Consider the following 23,450-nt stretch of genomic DNA (forward strand, 5'->3'; position numbering starts at 1 on the left):
AAGGCGCCCCGCGCATCGTGCGATGCCCGGGGCGCCTTCGGCAGCCGGTCAGAGGTGCGTCGGTTCGAACATCCGGAGCAGGGCCGGGAGGACGACCACCGACGGGCCGTCGCTCGAGAGGGCCTGCTTCAGGTCCTCGGTCAGGGTCTCGGGGGTCGTGCGGACCGCCGGGACGCCGAAGGAGGTGGCCAGGGCGACGAAGTCCGGGCGGGAGAGTTCCGTCGCCGTCGCCTCGCCGAAGGCGTCCGTCATGTACTCGCGCAGGATGCCGTAGCCGCCGTCGTCGACGATCAGCCAGGTGACCGGGAGGCCGTACTGCTTGGCCGTGGCCAGTTCCGCGATCGAGTACATCGCGCCGCCGTCGCCCGAGACCGCAAGGACCGGGCGGGTGGGGTCGGCCGCGGCCGCGCCGAGGGCGGCGGGGAAGCCGTAGCCGAGGCCGCCCGCGCCCTGGGCGGAGTGCATCGTGTTCGGGTGGCGGGGGTCGAAGGCGGACCACGCCCAGTAGGCGAGGATCGTCATGTCCCAGAAGCTGGGCGAGTCGTCCGGCAGGGCCGCCCGGACCGACGCCACGACGTCCTGTTCCAGGGTCAGGTCCTGGGCGGCGATCCGGGACCGTACGCGGGAGAGGACCTCGGCCACCCGCTCGGGCGCCGAGGCGTCCTCGCGCGGGGAGACCGTCTCCAGCAGGGCTTGGAGGCCGAGGCGGGCGTCGGCGTGGATGCCGAGCGCCGGGTGGTTCGACTCCAGCTTGCCCGCGTCCGCCTCGATCTGGACGACCCGGCCGCGCGGCTTGAACGTGTGGTAGTTCGAGGAGAGTTCACCGAGGCCGGAGCCGACCACCAGCAGGACGTCCGCGTCCTCCAGGAAGTCGGTGGTGTGCCGGTCCTCCAGCCAGGACTGGAGCGACAGCGGGTGCTCCCAGGGGAAGGCTCCCTTGCCGCCGAAGGTCGTCACGACCGGCGCCTGGATCCGCTCCGCCAGCGCCCGCAGCTTGCCGGACGCGTCGGAGCGTACGACCCCGCCGCCCGCGATGATCGCCGGACGGGCCGCGCGGGAGAGCAGATCGGCCGCGACGGCGGTCAGTTCGGGGCGCGGCGCGATCTCCTCCGGGGTGGCGTCCATCGCCGTCACCACCGGCAGGGACGTCTCGGCGAGCAGCACGTCCTGCGGGATCTCCACCCACACCGGGCCGTGGGGGGCGGTCAGCGCCGATTCCCAGGCCGCCGCGATCGCGGACGGGATCTGGGACTGCGTACGGACCGTGTGGACGGACTTCACGATGTCCCGGAACGACGCCTGCTGGTCGCGTAGTTCGTGCAGATAGCCGTGACGGCCGCCGCCGAGGCCGGCCACCGGCACCTGGCTGCCGATCGCGAGGACCGGCGCCGAGGCGGCCGCCGCCTCCTGGAGCGCGGCCAGGGACATCAGCGCGCCGGGGCCGGTGGAGAGCAGCAGCGGGGCCGCCTCGCCGGTGATCCGGCCGTACGCGTCGGCGGCGAAGCCGGCGTTGTTCTCCACGCGCAGCCCGACGTACGTCAGCGACGAGCGGCGCAGCGCGTCGAACATGCCGAGCGCGTGCTGCCCGGGCAGACCGAAGACGGTCGTCGCGCCAAGCCCGGAGAGGGTCTCGACGACCAGGTCCCCGCCGCTGCGCCCGGGCGGCGGATTGAGCGCGGCTGCCGTCTGCGCCTCCGTCGGGCGCAGGACGAGGTCGTGGTCGTGCGTCACTGAGCGGTCCGGGCGGCCGCGATCTGCCGGGACATGATCGTGGTCAGCTCGTAGGCGGTGTGCGAGGCGGCGACCGAGGTGATCTCGGCGTGGTCGTACGCGGGGGCGACCTCGACGACGTCGGCGGAGACCAGGTTGCAGGAGGCGAGGCCGCGCAGGATCTCCAGGAGCTCGCGGGAGGTCATGCCGCCGGCCTCGGGGGTGCCGGTGCCGGGCGCGTGGGCCGGGTCGAGGCAGTCGATGTCGATGGAGATGTAGAGCGGGCGGTCGCCGATGCGCTGGCGCAGCTGGTCGGCGATCTCGTCGGCGCCGCGGCGGTAGACGTCCGCGGAGGTGACGATGCCGAAGCCCATCTTCTCGTCGTCGGTCAGGTCCTGCTTGCCGTAGAGCGGGCCGCGGGTGCCGACGTGGGAGAGGGCCTCGGTGTCGAGGATGCCTTCCTCGACGGCGCGGCGGAACGGCGTGCCGTGGGTGTACTCGGCGCCGAAGTAGGTGTCCCAGGTGTCCAGGTGCGCGTCGAAGTGGAGCAGCGCGACCGGGCCGTGCTTCTTGGCGACCGAGCGCAGCAGCGGCAGGGCGATGGTGTGGTCGCCGCCGAGGGTCATCAGCCGGGCGCCGGTGCCGAGGAGGTCGTCGGCGGCGGCCTCGATGGTCTCCACGGCCTCGTTGATGTTGAACGGGTTCACGGCGATGTCGCCGCCGTCCGCGACCTGGGCGAGGGCGAAGGGCGAGGCGTCCTGGGCCGGGTTGTAGGGGCGCAGCAGCCGGGACGCCTCGCGGATGGCGTTGCCGCCGAAGCGGGCGCCGGGCCGGTAGGAGACGCCGGAGTCGAAGGGCACGCCGACGACCGCGACGTCGGCGGTGCCGACCTCGTCGAGGCGCGGCAGCCGCGCGAACGTCGCCGGTCCGGCGTACCGCGGGATGCGGGACGAGTCGATGGGGCCGCGCGGCGTCTCGTTGCTGCTCATATGAATGCCTTCTTTCCTGCGTTTCGTTGCTGTTTGAGTCTAATTGCCGACGGGAGTGGGTTCGGCGGCCGTCTCGGGTGCCCGGCCGGCGAGGCGTTCGCGCCAGGCGGCGAGGACGGCCGGGTCGGTGGGCCGGCTGGCCAGGGAGCCGATGACGTATGCGGCGAGCGAGGCGAGCAGACCGTAGTAGACGGGCTCGTTGGCGAGGATGCCGTACGTCGCCATCAGGACGGTCACGGCGAGTCCGCCGGTCACGACCGCGGCGAGCGCGCCCTGGACGGTGCCGCGGCGCCACAGCAGGCCGCCCAGGATGGGCACGAGGAGGCCACCGACAAGGAGGTTGTAGGCGACGGTGAGGGCCTGGACGACGTCGTTCAGGGCGATGGCGATGCAGATCACCGCGATGCCCATGATCAGGATGAAGGCGCGGTTTCCCTTCACCTCGTCGTGGTCCTCACCCCTGGTGGAGACGGCGTCCCGCAGTCGCGACCAGATGTCGTTGTTGGCGACGGTCGCGCAGGCGATCAGGGCGCCCGAGGAGGTCGACATGACGGCCGCGAGGGCGGCGGCGAGGACCAGGCCCCGGACGCCGACGGGCAGTTCGTCCCTGACGATGGTCGCGAAGGCGTCGTCGGCGGTGGCCAGGTTCGGGTAGAGCACCTTGGCGGCCGTCCCGATCACGGCTCCGGCCAGGGCGTACACCAGGCAGTACGTACCGGCGACGGTGCCGCCCCAGCGCGCGACCTTGTCGGTGCGGGCGGTGAAGACCCGCTGCCAGATGTCCTGACCGATCAGCATGCCGAAGGTGTAGATCAGGACGTACGTGAAGATCGTCTCGCCGCCGATGCCCAGCGGGGCGAAGTACTCGGTGGGCAGCTGGGCCTTCATCTCGGCGAAGCCGCCCGCCTTGACGACGGCGATGGGCAGCAGCAGGAGCAGTACGCCGACGGTCTTCACCACGAACTGCACCATGTCGGTGAGGGTGATGGACCACATGCCGCCGAGCGTCGAGTACGCGACGACGATGGCGCCGCCGAGGACGATCGAGACGGTCCGGTCGAGGTCGAGGAGGACGTCGAAGATCGTGGCGTAGGCGATGGTCGAGGTGACCGCGAGCATCAGCGTGTACGCCCACATGACGACGCCGGAGATGAGCCCGGCCCGGCCGCCGTAGCGCAGGTCGAGCATCTCGGAGACGGTGTAGACCTTGAGCCGGGCGATGCGGGCGCTGAAGAAGATGCTCAGCGCCAGCAGTCCGAGGCCGATGGTGAAGACCATCCAGGCGCCGGAGAGTCCGTATGTATAGCCGAGGCCGACACCGCCGATGGTGGAGGCGCCGCCGAGGACGATCGCCGCCATGGTGCCGGAGTACATCCAGGGGCCGAGTCTGCGGCCCGCGACGAGGAACTCGCTCTTGGACCGGGCGCGGCGCATGCCCCACCAGCCCATGGCCAGCATGCCCGCCAGATAGACGACGATCACGGTGTAGTCGACGGCCATGGGCCCTCCTTCGCTCGCTCACCTCACGCTCTTCATGTCCGGACGGCACGACCCTAGGTGGCCCGAAAGCGGCGCTGAAGTGTACGTTTCATCCACAGTTCATGCGATGGATGGATGGAGTGTCCATGTCCGAGCGCACGCCGGTCCCTCCGACCCCGCCCATCCCGCTGGAAGCGCTGCTCGCCCAGGAGGAGCTGGGCCTGCGGCTGATCGCCGGCCCGGCCGACATCGACATCCACTGGGTGCACACCTCCGAGATGGCCGACCCGTATCCGTATCTGCTCGGCGGTGAGCTGCTGATGTCCGCCGGGGTGCAGCTCACCGACGCCGACCGCTATGTCGAGCGGGTGGTGGCGGCGGGCGCGGTGGCGCTCGGCTTCGGGGTCGCGCCGGTGTACGACACCGTGCCCGAGGAGCTCGTCGCCGCCTGCGCGCGGCACGGTCTGACGCTGCTTGAGGTGCCGCCGAAGACGCCGTTCACGGCGGTGGCGCGGGCGGTGTGGCGGCTGATGGCCCAGGCCCGCCACTACGAGCTGCGCCGGGTCACCGAGGCGCAGCGCTCCCTGGCGACGGCGGCGGCCCGGCCGGACCCGGTCCCGGCGGTGCTCAAGGCGCTCGCCGCGCGGCTGGGCGGGCGGGCCGCGCTGTACGCGCCGGACGGCACGGAGTACGCGGCGGCGGGCCGCCCCGTGGAGCCGCAGGCCCGAGCGGCCCTGGCACGACTGCTGGAGGTGCTGCACCCACGGGGCGCCGGCAGCGCGGGCGGGCGCCCCGCGTCCATGACGGAGACCGCCGACGAGAACGGCCCGGCGGGGCCCGGAGGCCCGGCGGCCGCAGCGGCCGCGCCGGCCCGCCCGTCCTCCGCCACCGACACCGCCGGCGGCGCCCATCTCGCGGCGTACGTGCTCGGAGGCGAGCGGCAGCTGACGCTGGGCCTGGCCGCCGCGGGCCGCGAGCCCGGCGACCACACGATCGCCGGGGTCGCGGTCGTCCTGCTTTCCCTGCTCACCGCCCCGCACCAGGGGGCCGACGAGGCCGCCCGGTCGGCCGCGCTCGTCCGGCTCCTGCTGGGCGCGGACCCGGTCGAGGTGGCCCCGCTCCTGGGCGAGGAGCGGTGGATCGTGGTCCACGCGCGCGGTGAGGGCACTCCGCCGCCCCTGGGCACCCCGCTCGTGGAGGTGCGCGACGACGGCGTACGGGCCCTGCTGCCAGTCGGCCGCGAGGTCGCCCCGCAGCCCGGCTGGGTCCTCGGCGTGAGCGCCCCGGCCACCGCGGACCGGCTTGCGGCGGCCGACCTCCAGGCGGCCCGCGCGGTCCGCCGCGCGGAGGCCACGCACACACCGCTGGCCCGTCACCGCGAGGCGGGGATCGCGGGCCTGGTCGGTCCGGACGAAGGCGCCGCCTACGCCCGTACGCTCCTGGAGCCCCTGGCGGAGCCGCTCACCGAGACCTTGCGCACCTGGCTCTCCCTGCACGGCAGCTGGGACCGGACAGCCACCGCCCTCGGCGTGCACCGCAACACGGTCCGCCAGCGGATCGCCCGGTGCGCGGCGGTGCTGGGGCGGGACCTGGACGACGCGGACGTGCGGATGGAGCTGTGGTTCGCGCTGCGCTGGCTGTCGGCCGGTCCTGGAGAGTCCGATTGACTCTGGACAGGCCGAGTGACTCGCGGGTAACTTGTTCAGTCAACAACTGAGCAAGCGCTTAGACAGCTGTGAGACAGGACACCCCGAAGGAGGCGGCTCGTGCGCCGTACCGTATTCAACGAGGACCACGAGGCGTTCCGGGAGACCATCCGCGCCTTCATCGAGGCCGAGGTCGTCCCGGTCTACGACGAGTGGTTCGCGGCCGGCCAGGCGCCGCGCGACTTCTACCACAAGCTCGGCGAGCTGGGTGTCTTCGGCATCAACGTCCCCGAGGAGTTCGGCGGCGCCGGCCTGGACACCCACAAGTTCGAGGCCGTCCTCTACGAGGAGACCTCGCGCGCGGGCGTCAACTTCGGCGGCTCCGGCGTGCACGTCCTGCTCGCCCTGCCGTACCTCAAGATGCTCGCCACCGACGAGCAGAAGAAGCGCTACCTGCCGAAGTTCGTCAGCGGCGAGGAGATGTGGGCGCTGGCGATGACCGAGCCGGGCACCGGCTCCGACGTCGCGGGCATGAAGACCACCGCCAAGCTCTCCGACGACGGCACCCACTACGTCCTCAACGGCGCCAAGACCTTCATCACCGGTGGTGTGCACGCCGACCGCGTGATCGTCTGCGCCCGCACCTCCGCCCCGAGCGAGCAGGACCGCCGCTTCGGCATCTCCCTCTTCGCCGTGGACACCAAGTCCGAGGGCTACTCCATCGGCCGCAAGCTCGACAAGCTCGGCCTGCGCACCTCCGACACCGCGGAGCTGGCCTTCGTCGACGTCAAGGTCCCGGTCGAGGACCTGCTCGGCGAGGAGGGCAAGGGCTTCTACTACCTCGGCCACAACCTGGCCTCCGAGCGCTGGGGCATCGCCTTCGGCGCGTACGCGCAGGCCAAGGCCGCCGTCCGGTTCGCCCAGCAGTACGTCACGGACCGCACGGTCTTCGGCAAGCCGGTCGCGCACTTCCAGAACACCAAGTTCGAGCTGGCCGCCTGCCAGGCCGAGGTGGACGCCGCCGAGGCGGTCGCCGACCGCGCCCTGGAGGCCCTGGACGCGGGCGAGCTGACCCCGGCCGAGGCCGCGAGCGCCAAGCTCTTCTGCACTGAGGTCGCCCACCGCGTCATCGACCGCTGCCTCCAGCTGCACGGCGGCTACGGCTACATGAACGAGTACCCGATCGCGCGCCTGTACGCGGACAACCGCGTCAACCGCATCTACGGCGGCACCAGCGAGATCATGAAGACCATCATCGCCAAGTCGATGGGCCTGTAGTCCCTGTGGCCGAAGCGCTCGACGACCTGCTCGATCTGCTCGACTTGGAGCGGATCGAGCAGGACATCTTCCGGGGCCAGTCCCGTTCGGCGATCGTCCCGCGCGTCTTCGGCGGCCAGGTGGCCGCCCAGGCGCTGGTGGCGGCCGGGCGGACGGTGCCCGCGGACCGGCCCGCCCACTCCCTGCACGCGTACTTCCTGCGTGCGGGGGACCCGGGCGCGCCGATCGTGTACACGGTCGACCGGATCCGCGACGGCCGCTCGTTCACCACGCGCCGGGTCGTCGCCGTCCAGCACGGCCAGCCGATCTTCCACCTCTCCGCGTCCTTCCAGACGTACGAGGAGGGTCTTGAGCACCAGGCGGCCATGCCGCAGGCGCCGGACCCTCAGACGCTGCCGACGGCCGCCGAGATGCTGCCGCGCCACCTGCCGGCCGATGTCGCCGCGCGGCTGGTCGAGGCACGGGCGGCGGTGGACCTGCGGTACGCCGAGGTGCCGCCCTGGGGCAGTGTCGGGGAGCCGCGCGAGCCGCGCTCCCAGGTGTGGTTCCGCACCAACGGCAAGCTGGCCGACGACCCCCTGCTGCACGTCTGCCTCGCCACCTACGTCTCCGACATGACGCTCCTCGACTCGGTGCTGCTCGCCCACGGGCGGGGCGGCTGGGCGGTCGGGGACGTCGTCGGGGCCTCGCTGGACCACGCGATGTGGTTCCACCGGCCGTTCCGGGCCGACGAATGGCTGCTGTACGACCAGGAGTCGCCGTCCGCCTCGGCCGGCCGGGGCCTGGGCCAGGCCCGGATCTACACGCAGGACGGGCAGCTGGCGATCTCGGTGATCCAGGAGGGCGTGGTCCGCGTCCCGCGCGGGTGAAGCGGTGGGGCCGCGCGGCGCGGTGGCGCTCGTGGCGCCGCACGGCCCTGGTAGGAACGCGGCATGCCGCAGCTGAGTGCCAACGGAGTCGACCTGTTCTACGAGGTCACGGGCGAGGGTGAGCCCCTGGTCCTCGTCCACGGCTCGTGGAGCGAGCACCGGAGCTGGCAGCCCGCCGTCGACGCCGACCTCAAGGCGTCCTTCCGGGCGATCCGCTACGACCGCCGTGGCCACGGGCAGAGCGGGGACGCGCCGGGCCAGGGCACCCGGCGGCAGGACGAGGACGACCTCGCCGCGCTGATCGAGCAGCTCGGCGGCGGCCCCGCGCACGTCGCCGGCAACTCCTTCGGCGCCTCCATCACCCTGGGTCTGGCCGCGCGCCGGCCCGAACTGTTCCGCAGCGTCGTGGTCCACGAACCGCCCCTGCTCGGGGTCGTGGCCGACGACCACGACGCGCAAGCGGAGCTGCAGCCGATGATGACGTCGACCGACGCCGTCCTCGACCACCTCCGCAAGGGGGAGAACGAGCCGGGGGCGCGGCTGTTCGTGGAGGAGATCGGCCTGGGGCCCGGCATGTGGGACCGGCTCCCCGACCGCATGCGCGAGTCGTTCGTGACCCACGCCCCGACCTGGCTGGACGAACAGACCGACCCCGGCTGGGCCGAACTCGACCTGGACGCGCTCTCCGCCTGCACCGCACCGGTGCTGCTGTGCGGCGGCACCACGAGCCCGGCGTGGTTCTCGATCGTGCTTGAGCGGCTGACGGCGACGCTGCCGCAGGTGCGGCGGCACACGTTCGAGGGGGCTGGGCACATCCCCCATGTCACGCATCCGCAGGAGTACGTGGATGCCGTCACCCGGTTCCTGCGGGGCAGGTCCTAGGGGCGGGCCTGGCCTCAGTCGAGCAGCCCTGCCGCGTCCAGCAGGTAGTCGGTCATCGGCTCGTAGTAGCGCGGATCCACGACATGGTCGTCCAGCGGAATCGTCACCTGGAGGGTGCCTTCGGCCTCGCCGATGAAGAGCGCCGGGTCGTTGCAGTCCGCGTACCCGACGGCGTCGATGCCGCGCTGTCCGGCGCGCCCCGCCCAGCCGTGGTCGGCGACGACCAGGTCGGGCAGCGGGCTGCCCTCGGCCTCCATGGCGTCCAGGATGGCGTTCATCGGCTCCGGCGAATGGGTGTGCCAGAGGCTGGCGCCCCGCTCGAAGAGGGCGACGTCGGCGAACTGGACGACGTACCCCTCGTCGGCGACGAGCCCGTCGGGGATCCGTACGATCTCGCAGCCCGCGGCCCGCAGCGCGGCGGCGGTGCGGCTGTGCAGGTCGATCAGCGAGCCCGGGTGCCCGGTCGCGAAGAGCACCCGCTGGCGGCCCGCGGCGGCCTTGCGGAGCCGGGCGGCCGCCCGGTCCAGGGCGTCGACGGTCAGCTCGGGGTCGATGGTGTCCTGCCCCGCCCGGTGCGCGGGGTCGTCGATCACCCCGCACCGCTCGGCCATGACCGCGAGCACGTCCTGCTCGTCGCTCCAGCGGTCACCGAGCTCCAGACCCAGCCAGTAGTAGCGGTCGCCGTTGGCGAGCTTGCGGTAGTGGGAGAGGTTGTTGTCTCGGGGTGTGGCGACGTCGCCCGCGATACGCGTACGGACGAGGTGCTCAACGAGGGCGGCGCGGCTGGATATCGGCATGGCCCCCATTCTGCCGGGGGTCATGCCGTTGTGGGCAATCGTTTCGGGTGGTGGACCGGAGGCGCCTACCCCCTGGATCACGCTCCAAGCGCGCCGAACGCGCCGTGCGCGAGCCGTTGCAGCACCCCTTCGGTGACCGTGCGCCCCGCCCCGGGCCCCAGGTGGGGCGTGGAGTTCAGCAGGCCGAAGACCGCGTGCACCGCCGCTCGAGCCTCCGCCTCGGTCGGGGCGGGGTACAGCTCGCGCACGACCACCACCCACAGCTCCACGTACTGCCGCTGGAGCTGGCGTACGCGCTTGCGGTCGGCGTCGCGGAGCCGGTCCAGCTCGCGGTCGTGGAGGGTGATCAGCGGCCGGTCATCGAGGGCGAAGTCGATGTGCCCGTCGATCAGGGAGGCGAGGACGGCCCGGGGGTCCCCGGCGGCCTCCTCGACGCGGCGCCGGCCGCCGTCGAGCAGGCGTTCGCTGATGCCGACGAGCAGCTCGGCGAGCATCGCGTCCTTGCCGGGGAAGTGGCGGTACAGGCCGGGGCCGCTGATACCGACCGCCGCTCCTATTTCGTCGACGCCGACGCCGTGGAAGCCGCGTTCGGCGAAGAGGCGCGCGGCCTCCTTGAGGATCTGCTCGCGGCGGGTGGGGGCGTCGGTGCGGGTGCTCATGGAAGAGATTCTAGACAACGCGGTTAGCGGTCGTTAACCTGAACGAAATGACGTTAACGCTCATTAACAAGAACGGAGCTCAGGCCATGCGGCAGGCACCTGTCCTTGCGAGCGCGGCGGACCCCGCCTCCGAGGCCTGGCAGGCCAACGAGGCGGCGCACCAGGACCTCGCCGACACGCTGCGCGGCAAGCTCGCCGCGGCCCGCCTCGGCGGCGGCGAGAAGGCCCGCGCCCGGCACACCGCCCGCGGCAAGCTGCTCCCGCGCGACCGCGTGGACACGCTCCTCGACCCGGGCTCCCCCTTCCTGGAGCTGGCACCGCTCGCCGCGGAGGGGATGTACGACGGCCAGGCCCCGGCCGCCGGGGTGATCGCCGGCATCGGGCGGGTCAGCGGCCGCGAGGTCGTGGTCGTCGCCAACGACGCCACCGTCAAGGGCGGCACGTACTACCCGATGACGGTCAAGAAGCACCTGCGGGCCCAGGAGGTGGCGCTGGAGAACCGCCTTCCCTGCGTCTACCTCGTCGACTCGGGCGGCGCGTTCCTGCCGATGCAGGACGAGGTCTTCCCCGACCGGGAGCACTTCGGCCGGATCTTCTACAACCAGGCCAGGATGTCCGGGGCGGGCATCCCGCAGATCGCGGCGGTCCTGGGCTCCTGCACGGCCGGCGGGGCGTACGTCCCGGCGATGAGCGACGAGGCCGTGATCGTGCGCAACCAAGGCACGATCTTCCTCGGCGGCCCGCCGCTGGTGAAGGCGGCCACCGGCGAGGTCGTCACCGCCGAGGAGCTGGGCGGCGGCGAGGTCCACTCCCGTACGTCCGGGGTCACCGACCATCTCGCCGAGGACGACGCGCACGCCCTGCGGATCGTGCGGAACATCGTCGCGACGCTCCCCGCGCGCGGGGAGCTGCCCTGGTCCGTGGAGCCGGTCGAGGAGCCCAAGGTCGACCCCGCGGGGCTGTACGGCGCGGTGCCGGTGGACTCCCGCACGCCCTACGACGTCCGGGAGGTCATCGCCCGGATCACGGACGGCTCCCGTTTCCAGGAGTTCAAGGCGGAGTACGGCCAGACGCTGGTCACGGGCTTCGCCCGGATCCACGGCCATCCGGTCGGGATCGTCGCCAACAACGGCATCCTGTTCTCCGAGTCCGCCCAGAAGGGCGCGCACTTCATCGAGCTGTGCGACCAGCGCGGCATCCCGCTGCTCTTCCTGCAGAACATCTCCGGCTTCATGGTCGGCAGGGACTACGAGGCGGGCGGCATCGCCAAGCACGGCGCCAAGATGGTGACCGCAGTGGCGTGCACGCGCGTGCCCAAGCTGACGGTGGTGGTGGGCGGTTCGTACGGCGCCGGCAACTACTCGATGTGCGGCCGGGCCTACTCCCCCCGCTTCCTGTGGATGTGGCCCAACGCCAAGATCTCCGTGATGGGCGGCGAGCAGGCCGCCTCGGTCCTCGCGACGGTCAAGCGCGACCAGCTGGAGGCGCGCGGCGAGAGCTGGCCCGCGGAGGAGGAAGAGACCTTCAAGGACCCGATCCGCGCGCAGTACGAGCAGCAGGGCAACGCCTACTACGCGACCGCCCGGCTGTGGGACGACGGGGTCATCGACCCCATGGAGACCCGGCAGGTGCTGGGTCTGGCCCTGACCGCCTGTGCCAACGCGCCCCTGGGTGACCCCCAGTTCGGCGTCTTCCGGATGTGAGGGAGTCCATGTTCGACACCGTTCTGGTGGCCAACCGAGGCGAGATCGCGGTCCGGGTCATCCGCACCCTGCGCGCGCTGGGCGTGCGCTCGGTGGCCGTCTTCAGCGACGCGGACGCCGACGCCCGGCACGTACGGGAGGCGGACACGGCCGTACGGATCGGCCCGGCGTCCGCTGCCGAGAGCTACCTCTCGGTGGAGCGGCTGCTGGAGGCGGCGGCCCGGACCGGCGCGCAGGCGGTCCACCCCGGATACGGCTTCCTCGCCGAGAACGCCGGCTTCGCGCAGGCCTGCACGGAGGCGGGGCTCGCGTTCATCGGACCGCCCGCTTCCGCGATCTCGCTGATGGGCGACAAGATCCGGGCCAAGGAGACGGTCAAGGCGGCCGGGGTGCCGGTCGTGCCGGGCTCCTCCGGCTCCGGTCTGACCGACGACCAGCTGGCCGAGGCGGCCCGCGAGATCGGCATGCCGGTGCTGCTGAAGCCCTCGGCGGGCGGCGGCGGCAAGGGCATGCGGCTCACCCGCGTGGAGTCGGCCCTCATGGAGGAGATCGCGGCGGCCCGGCGCGAGGCGCGGGCGTCGTTCGGCGACGACACGCTGCTCGTGGAGCGCTGGATCGACCGGCCCCGCCACATCGAGATCCAGGTCCTGGCGGACGGCCACGGAAACGTGGTCCACCTCGGCGAGCGCGAGTGCTCACTGCAGCGCCGCCACCAGAAGATCATCGAGGAGGCGCCCTCGGTCCTGCTGACGCCCGAGATCCGGGCGGCGATGGGCGAGGCGGCGGTGAACGCGGCGCGCTCGTGCGGCTATGTGGGCGCGGGCACGGTGGAGTTCATCGTCCCGGGCGGCGACCCGTCCTCGTACTACTTCATGGAGATGAACACCCGCCTCCAGGTCGAGCACCCGGTCACGGAACTCGTCACGGGTCTGGACCTGGTGGAGTGGCAGCTGCGGGTCGCCGCCGGCGAGGCGCTGCCCTTCGGCCAGGACGACATCGCGCTGACGGGCCACGCGGTCGAGGCGCGGATCTGCGCGGAGGACCCCTCACGGGGCTTCCTCCCCTCGGGCGGCACGGTCCTGGCCCTGCACGAGCCGCAGGGCGACGGGGTCCGTACGGACTCGGGCCTCGCAGCGGGTACGGAGGTCGGCAGCCTCTACGACCCGATGCTGTCGAAGGTCATCGCGTACGGCCCCGACCGGGCGACGGCGCTGCGGACCCTCCGCAGGGCGCTGGCGGACACGGTGATCCTGGGCGTCCAGACGAACGCGGGCTTCCTGCGACGCCTGCTGGCGCACCCTCAGGTCGCGTCCGGCGACCTCGACACCGGCCTCGTCGAGAGGGAGCTCGACTCCCTCCTGCCGGCCGGGGTACCGGCGGAGGTGTACGCCGCGGCGGCGCTGTTGAAGAGCCGGCCGCCGGCGGCGGAAGCCTCCGCCTCCTGGACCGATCCCTTCGGGTCCGCCGGAGGCTGGCGTCTGGGCGGCACCCCCGCCTGGACGGTCCGCCACGTTCGCGTCCCGGGCCAGGAACCGGTCGGGCTGCGCACCCGCCCGCGCGGCACGTCGTACGAGCTCCTGCTCGCATCACCCCCCGCCCCGTCGGAGTCCGCAGGCGCGGCTCCCGAGCCCCACGCGGCGGGCCGGCTCGTCGAGCTCACCCCGGACGCCCTCACGATCGAACGCGACGGGGTGACCCACCGCTTCACCCATGTCGCCTCCCCGGACGGGGTCTGGCTCGGACGTGACGCCGACACCTGGCACGTCCTGGACCACGATCCCGTCGAGGCCTTGCTCTCCGGGGCCGCGCACGCCGGGGCCGACACGCTGGCCGCGCCCATGCCCGGCACCGTCACCGTCGTGAAGGTGGCCGTCGGGGACGAGGTCGACGCCGGGCAGAGCCTGCTCGTGGTGGAGGCGATGAAGATGGAGCACGTCATCTCCGCCCCGCACGCCGGCACGGTCACCGAGCTGGACGTGACGCCCGGTTCCACCGTCGCCATGGACCAGATCCTGGCCGTGGTGACCCCGAGGGAGGAGGAGCAGTGACCCTGCCCATGACCGTCCCCGCCGAGGGGCTGCCCGCCCGCGTCCGGATCCACGAGGTCGGGGCCCGCGACGGGCTGCAGAACGAGAAGGCCGTCGTCCCCACGGAGGTCAAGGCCGAGTTCATCCGGCGCCTGGCCGGGGCCGGGCTCTCCACGATCGAGGCGACGAGCTTCGTGCACCCGAAGTGGGTGCCTCAGCTCGCCGACGCTGAGCAGCTGTTCCCGCTGGTCCGGGAGACCGGCGTGCGGCTGCCGGTGCTCGTGCCCAACGAACGCGGCCTGGACCGGGCGCTGTCCCTCGGCGCCCGCGAGGTCGCCGTGTTCGCCAGCGCCACGGAGTCGTTCGCCAAGGCCAATCTCAACCGGACCGTCGACGAGGCGCTCGCCATGTTCGAGCCGGTCGTCACCCGCGCCATAGAGCAGGGGGTGGGCGTCCGGGGCTATCTGTCGATGTGCTTCGGCGACCCCTGGGAGGGCCCGGTCCCGGTCGAGCAGGTGGTCCGGGTGACCAAGGCGCTCGCCGACATGGGCTGCGACGAGCTGAGCCTCGGCGACACGATCGGGGTCGCCACCCCCGGCCATGTCGGGCGGCTGCTCACCGCGCTGAACGAGGCCGGAGTGCCCACCTCCCGGCTCGCCGTGCACTTCCACGACACGTACGGCCAGGCCCTGGCCAACACGCTCGCCGCGCTCCAGCACGGCGTGACGACGGTGGACGCCTCCGCGGGCGGCCTCGGCGGCTGCCCGTACGCGAAGAGCGCGACCGGGAACCTCGCCACCGAGGACCTCGTGTGGATGCTCCAGGGCCTCGGCATCGAAACCGGCGTCGACCTCGGCCTGCTCACCGCCACAAGCGTGTGGCTGGCCGAACAGCTGGGCCGTCCCAGCCCGTCCCGTACCGTCCGCGCCCTCTCCCACAAGGACTGAACACGATGGATCACCGTCTCGCCCCTGAGCACGAGGAACTGCGCCGCACCGTCGAGGCGTTCGCCCACGACGTGATCGCCCCGAAGATCGGCGACTACTACGAGCGCCATGAATTCCCGTACGAGATCGTCCGTGAGATGGGCCGTATGGGCCTGTTCGGGCTGCCGTTCCCGGAGGAGTACGGCGGCATGGGCGGCGACTACCTCGCCCTGGGGATCGCGCTGGAGGAGCTGGCCCGGGTCGACTCCTCCGTCGCCATCACGCTGGAGGCGGGTGTCTCGCTCGGCGCGATGCCGGTCTACCGCTTCGGCACCGAGGAGCAGAAGCGCGAGTGGCTGCCCCGGATGTGCTCGGGCGAGATCCTGGGCGCCTTCGGGCTGACCGAGCCGGAGGGCGGCTCGGACGCGGGCGGCACGAAGACGACGGCGGTCCGCGACGAAGCGGCCGGCGAGTGGGTCATCAACGGCTCGAAGTGCTTCATCACCAACTCCGGTACGGACATCACGGGTCTGGTCACGGTCACCGCGGTGACCGGCCGCAAGCCGGACGGCCGCCCGCTGATCTCCTCGATCATCGTGCCGTCCGGGACCCCCGGTTTCACGGTCGCGGCGCCCTACTCCAAGGTGGGGTGGAACGCCTCCGACACGCGCGAGCTGGCCTTCGACGACGTGCGGGTGCCGCTGGCGAACCTCCTCGGCGAGGAGGGCCGTGGGTACGCCCAGTTCCTGCGGATCCTCGACGAGGGGCGGGTCGCGATCTCGGCGCTGGCGACCGGGCTCGCGCAGGGCTGTGTGGACGAGTCGGTGAAGTACGCGAAGGAGCGCCACGCCTTCGGCCGGCCGATCGGCGACAACCAGGCCATCCAGTTCAAGATCGCCGACATGGAGATGCGCGCGCACATGGCCCGGGTCGGCTGGCGGGACGCGGCCTCCCGGCTGGTCGGCGGTGAGCCCTTCAAGAAGGAGGCGGCGATCGCGAAGCTCTACTCCTCCACGGTCGCTGTCGACAACGCCCGCGAGGCCACCCAGATCCACGGCGGCTACGGCTTCATGAACGAGTACCCCGTGGCCCGCATGTGGCGGGACTCCAAGATCCTGGAGATCGGCGAGGGGACCAGCGAGGTCCAGCGGATGCTGATCGCACGGGAGTTGGGCTTCACGGCCTGACCCACCGCCCGACCCGGCCGCTCGACCGGTCGCCTGACCGGTCGTCCGACCGGCTGTCACCGGTGCGCCCGTCGCCCCTCAGGGGCGACGGGCGCCGCCGTGTTCGGGCCCGGTGTGAGGTGCGCCGCACCGCCCCCCACCCCTGTTGATCGACATAAGGGTAGGCTAACCTACCTTCGAATTGCCCCAGGCCAAGGCCACCACACACGTACCGAAAGCGACTCCGCCATGCCCAGCAACGCCCGAGCTTCTCATCTCACCCGCCGAGGTCTGCTCGCCGCCGGCGGCGCCCTCGGGCTCGGCGCCGCGCTGGTCGCCTGCGGCGGCGGGAAAGACGCCAAGGACTCGGCGTCCGGCGAGAAGTCCGGCCCCTGGAAGTTCACGGACGACCGCGGCCGCAAGCTCGACCTGAAGTCGGTCCCGAAGAACATCGTCGCCTTCACCGGCACCGCCGCCGCGCTCTTCGACTACGGCATCGAGGTCAAGGGCGTCTTCGGCCCGACCACGGTGAAGGACCCCAAGACCGGCGAGGACAAGCCCGACATCCAGGCCGGCGACCTCGACGTCAAGAAGGTCAAGGTCCTCGGCAACACCTGGGGCCAGTTCAGCATCGAGGAGTACCTGACGCTCGAGCCCGAGCTTCTCGTCTCGGCGATGTGGGAGCCGAAGAAGCTCTGGTACGTGCCCGACCAGTCCGCCGCCAAGATCGACAAGATCGCGCCGAGCGTCGGCATCGAGGTCTCCCAGGCCACCATCCCCAAGGCCCTGGAGCGCCACGCCGAGCTCGCCGCGTCGCTGGGCGCGGACATGAAGGCCAAGAAGGTGACGGACGCCAAGGCGCGCTTCGAGAAGGCCGCCGCGCGTCTGCGCGCCGCCGCGAAGTCGAAGCCGGAGATCAAGGTCATGATCGGCTCCGCCAGCCAGCAGCTCTTCTACGTCTCCCTCGACAAGATGTCCGCGGACACCAGGTACTTCGCCGAGCTCGGTGTGAAGTTCGTCCAGCCGAACGTGAACGCCCAGGGCTACTTCGAGGAGCTGAGCTGGGAGAACCTCGACAAGTACCCGGCGGACATCATCATGATGGACAACCGCAGCGTCGCCATCCAGCCCAAGGACCTGGGCTCCAAGCCGACCTGGGCCCAGCTGCCCGCCGTCAAGGCCGGCCAGGTCGTCCCGCGCGTGACCGAGCCCATCTACTCGTACGACAAGTGCGCCGTGGTCCTCGAGGACCTCGCGAAGGCGATCGAGAACGCCAAGAAGGTGGCCTGACCCCGATGACGACTGCCGAGACCGTCCCGTTCCGCTTCTTCGCCCTGCAGGTCGACCGGACGAGGCGGCTCGGGCCGTCGCTGGTCCGCGTCACCTTCACCGGAGAGTCCCTCAAGGACTTCGCCTCCGGCGGCCGCGACCAGAGCCTGTCACTCTTCCTGCCGCACCCGGGCCAGCCCGAGCCGGTGCTGCCGCCGATCGACTACGACGACATGTACGGCGTGCTCGGCGCCTGGCGCGCCATGCCGGACGACGAGCGGGCCGTGATGCGCTCGTACACCGTCCGGGAGCAGCGCCGGAACCCCGACGAGGTCGACATCGACTTCGCGCTGCACGAGGACGGCGGGCCCGCCTGCCGCTGGGCGCAGCAGGCGTCGGCCGGTGACCGGGTCGTCATGCTCGGCCCGGCGGTCGCACAGAACACCGGTGTCCGCTTCCAGCTGCCCGAGGACGCCGACTCGGTGGTCATCTGGGCCGACGAGACGGCGCTGCCCGCCGCCTCCGCGATCCTGGAGTGGCTGCCGGCCGAGACGCGCGCACAGGTCTTCCTCGAAGTGCCCTTCTCCGAGGACCGGATGGAGCTCGCCACCGAGGCGGACGCCACCGTCACCTGGCTCGTACGGGAGGAGGGGGCGCCGTCGGCCGTGGACGCGGTGCGCGCCGCCGAGCTGCCCGGCACGGCGCCGTACGTCTGGATCGCGGGAGAGTCCGGCTCGGTGAAGGCCCTGCGCCGTCACTTCGTCAACGAGCGCGGTCTCGACCGGCGTCGGGTGACGTTCGTCGGCTACTGGCGCCTGGGGCTGAGCGAGGACGCTCTCCGCGAGACGCCCGAGGACGAGTCGTAGTCCCGGGGTAACTCCCGCGTCCCGAGGGGGGCGAGGGGCATTTGCAGTGTGAAGTTAGGTTAGGCTAACCTAACTTCACACTGTCGCCCCTCGCCCCCCTTTTCCTGTCCGGAGGGCGCGACACATCCCCGTCCCGGGAGGCCCATCCCATGCGCTCGCACCTGCTCAACGACACCACGGCGGAGAGCTACCGGCGCTCCGTCACCGAAGGAGTCGAGCGGGTGGCGAACAAACTCGCCGCGACCCGACGGCCGTTCACCGGCATCACCCCCGACGAGCTGGCCCCGGCCGTCGGCGCCGTCGACCTCGACAAGCCGCTCGGTGACGCCTCCGCCGCCCTCGACGAGCTGGAGCAGGTCTACCTGCGCGACGCCGTCTACTTCCACCACCCCCGCTACCTCGGACACCTCAACTGCCCGGTCGTCATCCCGGCCGTGGTCGGCGAGGCCGTCCTCTCCGCCGTCAACTCCTCCCTGGACACCTGGGACCAGAGCGCCGGCGCCACCCTCATCGAGCGCAAGCTGATCGACTGGACCACCGGCCGCATCGGCCTCGGCCCGGCCGCGGACGGGGTGTTCACCAGCGGCGGGACGCAGTCCAACCTCCAGGCGCTGCTGCTGGCCCGCGAGGAGGCCAAGACCAACGACCTCTCGCGCCTGCGCGTCTTCTCCTCCGAGTGCAGCCACTTCAGCGTCCAGAAGTCGGCCACGCTGCTCGGGCTCGGCGCCGGCGCCGTCGTCTCCATCCCGTGCGGCCGCGACAAGAAGATGCAGTCCGTCGTCCTCGCCGCCGAGCTGGCGGCCTGCCGCGCCGAGGGCCTGGTCCCGATGGCGATCGTCGCCACCGCGGGCACCACCGACTTCGGCTCCATCGACCCGCTGGACGAGATCGCCGCCCTGGCCGACGAGTACGGCGCCTGGATGCACGTCGACGCCGCCTACGGCTGCGGCCTGCTCGCCTCCCCCACCCGCCGCCACCTCCTGGACGGCATCGAGCGGGCCGACTCGGTCACGGTCGACTTCCACAAGTCCTTCTTCCAGCCGGTCAGCTCCTCCGCCCTGCTGGTCCGCGACCGGGCCACCCTGCGCCACGCGACGTACCACGCGGACTACCTCAACCCCCGGCGCACGGTCGAGGAGAGGATCCCCAACCAGGTCGACAAGTCGCTCCAGACCACCCGCCGCTTCGACGCCCTCAAGCTGTGGATGACGCTGCGGGTGATGGGCGCCGACGGTGTCGGCGGCCTCTTCGACGAGGTCTGCGACCTGGCCGCGGCCGGCTGGGACGTCCTCGCCGCCGACCCGCGCTACGACGTCGTGGTCCAGCCGCAGCTGTCCACCCTGGTCTTCCGCTACATCCCCACCGCCGTCACCTCGCCCGCCGAGATCGACCGGGCCAACCTCTACGCCCGCAAGGCGCTCTTCGCCTCCGGCGAGGCCGTGGTCGCCGGGACGAAGGTCGACGGCCGTCAGTACCTCAAGTTCACCTTGCTCAACCCCGAGACGACCGTGCACGACATCGCCGCGGTCCTCGATCTGATAGCCGGCCACGCCGAGCAGTACCTGGGAGAGAACCTTGTCCATGCCTGAGATGGCTCACATCCACGACTTCATCGGCATCGGGCTCGGTCCGTTCAATCTCGGCCTGGCCTGCCTGACCGAGCCGATCGACGAGCTCGACGGCCTGTTCATCGAGTCCAAGCCGGACTTCGAATGGCACTCGGGGATGTTCCTCGAAGGCGCCCACCTCCAGACGCCGTTCATGTCGGACCTGGTCACCCTGGCCGACCCGACGTCGCCGTACTCCTTCCTGAAGTACCTGAAGGAGAAGGGACGGCTCTACTCCTTCTACATCCGCGAGAACTTCTACCCGCTGCGGACCGAGTACAACGACTACTGCCGCTGGGCCGCCGACCAGCTGAACAGCATCCGCTTCTCCACCACCGTGACGAAGGTGGCGTACGACGAGCGGGAGGAGCTCTACACCGTCCACACCGACGGTGGGGAGACGTTCCGGGCCCGGCGTCTGGTGCTCGGCACCGGCACCCCGCCGTACGTCCCGGACGCCTGCCAGGACCTCGGTGGCGACTACATCCACAACTCCCGCTACCTCCAGTCCAAGGAAGCCCTCCAGCGTAAGAAGTCGATCACCCTGGTCGGCAGCGGCCAGAGCGCGGCGGAGATCTACTACGACCTCCTCTCCGAGATCGACGTGCACGGCTACCGGCTGAACTGGGTCACCCGCTCCCCGCGGTTCTTCCCGCTGGAGTACACCAAGCTGACCCTGGAGATGACCTCCCCCGAGTACGTGGACTACTTCCACGCGCTGCCGGAGGCCACCCGCTACCGCCTGGAGTCCCAGCAGAAGAACCTCTTCAAGGGCATCGACGGCGAGCTGATCGACGCCATCTTCGACCTGCTGTACCAGAAGAACCTCGGCGGCCCGGTCCAGACCCGGCTGCTCACCAACTCCGCCCTGCACACCGCCTCGTACGAGCACGGCACGTACACCCTGGGGCTGCGCCAGGAGGAGCAGGAGAAGGACTTCACGATCGAGACCGAGGGCCTGATCCTCGCCACCGGCTACAAGTACAGCGTCCCCGCGTTCCTGGAGCCGATCCGCGACCGGCTCCGCTGGGACTCCCAGGGCCGCTTCGACGTGGCCCGCGACTACTCGATCGACACCACCGGCCGCCGCGTCTTCCTCCAGAACGCGGGCGTCCACACGCACTCGATCACCTCGCCCGACCTGGGCATGGGTGCGTACCGCAACGCGTACATCATCGGAGCGATGCTGGGCCGCGAGTACTACCCCGTCGAGAAGACCATCGCGTTCCAGGAGTTCGCCGCATGACCATCCGCTTCCGCCCCCTCGAACCGCTCGCGGACGCCGAGCTCATCCACCCCTGGGTCACGCATCCCAAGGCCGCCTTCTGGATGATGCAGGACGCGAAACTGGAGGACGTCGAGCGCGAGTACATGGCGTTCGCCGCGAATCCGTACCACGAGGCCTTCATAGGCCTGGTGGACGACAAGCCCGCCATCCTGATGGAGCGCTACGACCCCTCCCAGCTGGAGCTGGTCGGCCTGTACGAGCCGCAGCCCGGCGACGTCGGCATGCACTTCCTGGTCGCGCCGACCGACACGCCCGTGCACGGCTTCACCCGCGCCGTGATCACCGCCGTGATGACGGAGCTCTTCGCCGACCCGGCGACGGCCCGGGTCGTCGTCGAGCCGGACGTCCGCAACTCCGCGGTCCACGCGCTCAACGAGGCCGTCGGCTTCGTCCCCGAGCGGGAGATCCAGAAGCCGGAGAAGAAGGCGCTGCTGAGCTTCTGCACCCGCGCCCAGTTCGAGGCAGCCGTCGGAGGTGCCCGGTGAACCCCGTCTCCCACCTGACCCCCGAGCGCTGGGCCGAGGCCAACCGCGCCCTCATCCGCAAGGGACTCGCCGAGTTCGCCCATGAGCGGCTGCTGGCCCCCGAGTCCCTCGGCGACGGCCGCTACCGGATCCTGAGCGACGACGGCGTGACCGCGTACGGCTTCACCGCCGACCGGTACGCCCTGGACCACTGGGACGTCCACGCCGACTCGATCACCCGGCTGCGGGACGGCGAGCGGCTCCCCCTGGACGCCCTGCAGTTCATCACCGAGCTGCGCGGCACGCTCGGCCTGAGCGACGAGATCCTGCCGGTCTACCTGGAGGAGATCTCCTCCACCCTCTCCGGCACGGCCTACAAGTCGACCAAGCCGCAGGTCACCGCCGCCGAGCTGGCGAAGGCGGACTTCCAGGCGATCGAGACCGGGATGACCGAGGGCCACCCCTGCTTCGTCGCCAACAACGGCCGGCTCGGCTTCGGCATCGACGAGTACCACGCCTACGCCCCCGAGGCCGCGAGCGAGATCCGGCTGATCTGGCTGGCTGCCCGGCGCGACCGCGCCACCTTCACCGCCGGCGCCGGTATCGAGTACGAGTCCTTCGTCCGCGCCGAGCTCGGTGACGCGGCCGTCGACGGCTTCGTCCGCACGCTCGCCGAGCGGGGCCTGGACTTCGCCGACTACCTGCTGATGCCGGCGCACCCCTGGCAGTGGTGGAACAAGCTGTCCGTCACCTTCGCCGCCGAGATCGCCCAGCAACGCCTGGTCTATCTCGGCGAGGGCGAGGACGGCTACCTGGCCCAGCAGTCGATCCGTACGTTCTTCAACTCGAGCGCCCCGGCCAAGCACTACGTCAAGACGGCCATGTCCGTCCTGAACATGGGCTTCATGCGGGGGCTCTCGGCCGCGTACATGGAGGCCACGCCGGCCATCAACGACTGGCTGGCCGCCCTGATCGAGTCCGACGGCTTCTTCAAGGCCGCCCGCTTCTCGATCATCCGCGAGCGGGCGGCGATCGGCTACCGCCACCTCGAGTACGAGGCCGCCACCGACCGCTTCTCGCCGTACCGCAAGATGCTCGCCGCGCTCTGGCGCGAGAGCCCGGTGCCGTCCCTCCGGGACGGCGAGCGGCTCGCCACCATGGCCTCGCTGCTCCATGTCGACCACGAGGGCGCGTCCTTCGCCGCCGCGCTGATCAGGCAGTCCGGGCTGCCGGCCAGGACCTGGCTGCGGCAGTACCTGGACGCGTACCTGCTGCCGCTGCTGCACAGCTTCTACGCGTACGACCTGGTCTACATGCCGCACGGCGAGAACGTGATCCTGGTCCTCGACGAGACCGGCGCCGTCTCCCGGGCGATCTTCAAGGACATCGCCGAGGAGATCTGCGTGATGGACCCGGACGCGGTCCTCCCGCCGGCCGTGGAGCGGATCCGCGCCGAGGTCCCCGAGCACATGAAGCTGCTGTCGATCTTCACGGACGTCTTCGACTGCTTCTTCCGCTTCCTGGCGGCGACGCTCGCGGCCGAGGGCACCCTCGACGAGGACGGCTTCTGGCAGACGGTCGCCGAGTGCGTCACCGCCTACCAGGACGCGAAGCCGGAGCTCGCGGACAAGTTCAAGCAGTACGACATGTTCACCGAGGAGTTCGCGCTCTCCTGCCTCAACCGCCTCCAGCTGCGCAACAACAAGCAGATGGTGGACCTGGCCGACCCGTCGGGCGCGCTCCAGCTCGTCGGCGACCTGGTGAACCCGATCGCGCGCTTCGCGCGCCGCTGAGACCGCCGGCCGGCGTCACAGGCCCTCGCCGG

19 protein-coding genes are annotated in these 23,450 nt (G+C 71.3%); 14 read left to right on the plus strand and 5 right to left on the minus strand.

Annotation, left to right across the window (positions count from 1 at the left end; genetic code table 11):
- Positions 1–48: 48 nt before the first annotated feature.
- The 3 genes from ACZ7LT_RS05140 to ACZ7LT_RS05150 are packed head-to-tail and all read right to left on the minus strand — an operon-like array spanning position 49 to position 4,199.
- Positions 49–1,731, minus strand: coding sequence for a thiamine pyrophosphate-binding protein (locus tag ACZ7LT_RS05140; RefSeq protein WP_471234477.1), 1,683 nt, complete (start codon positions 1,729–1,731; stop codon positions 49–51).
- The gene (speB, locus tag ACZ7LT_RS05145) at positions 1,728–2,699 is read right to left on the minus strand and encodes an agmatinase (RefSeq protein ID WP_471234478.1); all 972 of its coding nucleotides are present in this window, start codon (positions 2,697–2,699) and stop codon (positions 1,728–1,730) included. Before speB ends, ACZ7LT_RS05140 begins: the two co-directional genes overlap by 4 nt.
- A 39-nt stretch (positions 2,700–2,738) precedes the next feature.
- Positions 2,739–4,199: a sodium:solute symporter family protein gene (locus ACZ7LT_RS05150; protein WP_471234481.1), complete on the minus strand. Its 1,461-nt coding sequence runs from the start codon at positions 4,197–4,199 to the stop codon at positions 2,739–2,741.
- Between the two features lie 125 nt (positions 4,200–4,324).
- Here ACZ7LT_RS05150 and ACZ7LT_RS05155 point away from each other — a divergent pair, with 125 nt between their 5' ends.
- From ACZ7LT_RS05155 to ACZ7LT_RS05170, 4 genes are all read left to right on the plus strand, one after another.
- A complete protein-coding gene (locus ACZ7LT_RS05155) occupies positions 4,325–5,845 on the plus strand; it encodes a PucR family transcriptional regulator (RefSeq protein WP_471234483.1) in 1,521 nt (506 codons plus the stop codon).
- 99 nt (positions 5,846–5,944) lie between these two features.
- Positions 5,945–7,102, plus strand: coding sequence for an acyl-CoA dehydrogenase family protein (locus ACZ7LT_RS05160; protein ID WP_471234487.1), 1,158 nt, complete (start codon positions 5,945–5,947; stop codon positions 7,100–7,102).
- A 5-nt stretch (positions 7,103–7,107) separates the two neighbouring features.
- Entirely contained in the window at positions 7,108–7,971 is an 864-nt protein-coding gene (locus ACZ7LT_RS05165) for an acyl-CoA thioesterase (RefSeq protein ID WP_471234490.1), read from the plus strand.
- A gap of 63 nt (positions 7,972–8,034) precedes the next feature.
- Positions 8,035–8,853, plus strand: coding sequence for an alpha/beta fold hydrolase (locus tag ACZ7LT_RS05170; RefSeq protein WP_471234493.1), 819 nt, complete (start codon positions 8,035–8,037; stop codon positions 8,851–8,853).
- Positions 8,854–8,867: 14 nt separating this feature from the next.
- On the opposite strand, the gene ACZ7LT_RS05175 is transcribed toward ACZ7LT_RS05170, so the two are convergent.
- Positions 8,868–9,650, minus strand: a complete 783-nt coding sequence (locus tag ACZ7LT_RS05175; RefSeq protein ID WP_471234495.1) for a phosphatase — start codon at positions 9,648–9,650, stop codon at positions 8,868–8,870.
- A 77-nt stretch (positions 9,651–9,727) separates the two neighbouring features.
- Entirely contained in the window at positions 9,728–10,309 is a 582-nt protein-coding gene (locus ACZ7LT_RS05180; RefSeq protein ID WP_471234498.1) for an SACE_7040 family transcriptional regulator, read from the minus strand.
- Positions 10,310–10,395: 86 nt separating this feature from the next.
- Between ACZ7LT_RS05180 and ACZ7LT_RS05185 the strand changes: the two genes are divergently transcribed.
- The 10 genes from ACZ7LT_RS05185 (at position 10,396) to ACZ7LT_RS05230 (ending at position 23,418) form a co-directional block, all read left to right on the plus strand.
- Positions 10,396–12,012, plus strand: a complete 1,617-nt coding sequence (locus tag ACZ7LT_RS05185; protein ID WP_471234795.1) for a carboxyl transferase domain-containing protein — start codon at positions 10,396–10,398, stop codon at positions 12,010–12,012.
- A gap of 8 nt (positions 12,013–12,020) precedes the next feature.
- Positions 12,021–14,060 (plus strand): acetyl/propionyl/methylcrotonyl-CoA carboxylase subunit alpha, encoded by a 2,040-nt coding sequence (locus ACZ7LT_RS05190; protein ID WP_471234500.1) that lies wholly within the window; start codon positions 12,021–12,023, stop codon positions 14,058–14,060.
- Complete coding sequence (locus ACZ7LT_RS05195) at positions 14,057–14,986, plus strand: hydroxymethylglutaryl-CoA lyase (RefSeq protein ID WP_471234502.1); 930 nt, start codon at positions 14,057–14,059, stop codon at positions 14,984–14,986. Before ACZ7LT_RS05190 ends, ACZ7LT_RS05195 begins: the two co-directional genes overlap by 4 nt.
- A 5-nt stretch (positions 14,987–14,991) precedes the next feature.
- Complete coding sequence (locus tag ACZ7LT_RS05200) at positions 14,992–16,152, plus strand: acyl-CoA dehydrogenase family protein (RefSeq protein WP_471234504.1); 1,161 nt, start codon at positions 14,992–14,994, stop codon at positions 16,150–16,152.
- Between the two features lie 228 nt (positions 16,153–16,380).
- Positions 16,381–17,421 (plus strand): ABC transporter substrate-binding protein, encoded by a 1,041-nt coding sequence (locus ACZ7LT_RS05205; protein ID WP_471234506.1) that lies wholly within the window; start codon positions 16,381–16,383, stop codon positions 17,419–17,421.
- 5 nt (positions 17,422–17,426) lie between these two features.
- A complete protein-coding gene (locus ACZ7LT_RS05210) occupies positions 17,427–18,266 on the plus strand; it encodes a siderophore-interacting protein (protein WP_471234508.1) in 840 nt (279 codons plus the stop codon).
- Positions 18,267–18,415: 149 nt separating this feature from the next.
- Positions 18,416–19,855: a pyridoxal phosphate-dependent decarboxylase family protein gene (locus ACZ7LT_RS05215; protein ID WP_471234511.1), complete on the plus strand. Its 1,440-nt coding sequence runs from the start codon at positions 18,416–18,418 to the stop codon at positions 19,853–19,855.
- A 1-nt stretch (position 19,856) separates the two neighbouring features.
- Complete coding sequence (locus ACZ7LT_RS05220) at positions 19,857–21,119, plus strand: lysine N(6)-hydroxylase/L-ornithine N(5)-oxygenase family protein (protein WP_471234796.1); 1,263 nt, start codon at positions 19,857–19,859, stop codon at positions 21,117–21,119.
- Positions 21,116–21,646 (plus strand): GNAT family N-acetyltransferase, encoded by a 531-nt coding sequence (locus ACZ7LT_RS05225; RefSeq protein ID WP_471234514.1) that lies wholly within the window; start codon positions 21,116–21,118, stop codon positions 21,644–21,646. The genes ACZ7LT_RS05220 and ACZ7LT_RS05225 overlap by 4 nt, the downstream gene beginning before the upstream one ends.
- Entirely contained in the window at positions 21,643–23,418 is a 1,776-nt protein-coding gene (locus tag ACZ7LT_RS05230; RefSeq protein WP_471234516.1) for an IucA/IucC family protein, read from the plus strand. Before ACZ7LT_RS05225 ends, ACZ7LT_RS05230 begins: the two co-directional genes overlap by 4 nt.
- Positions 23,419–23,450: the final 32 nt, after the last annotated feature.

The organism is Streptomyces sp. NPDC039465 (assembly GCF_055639315.1).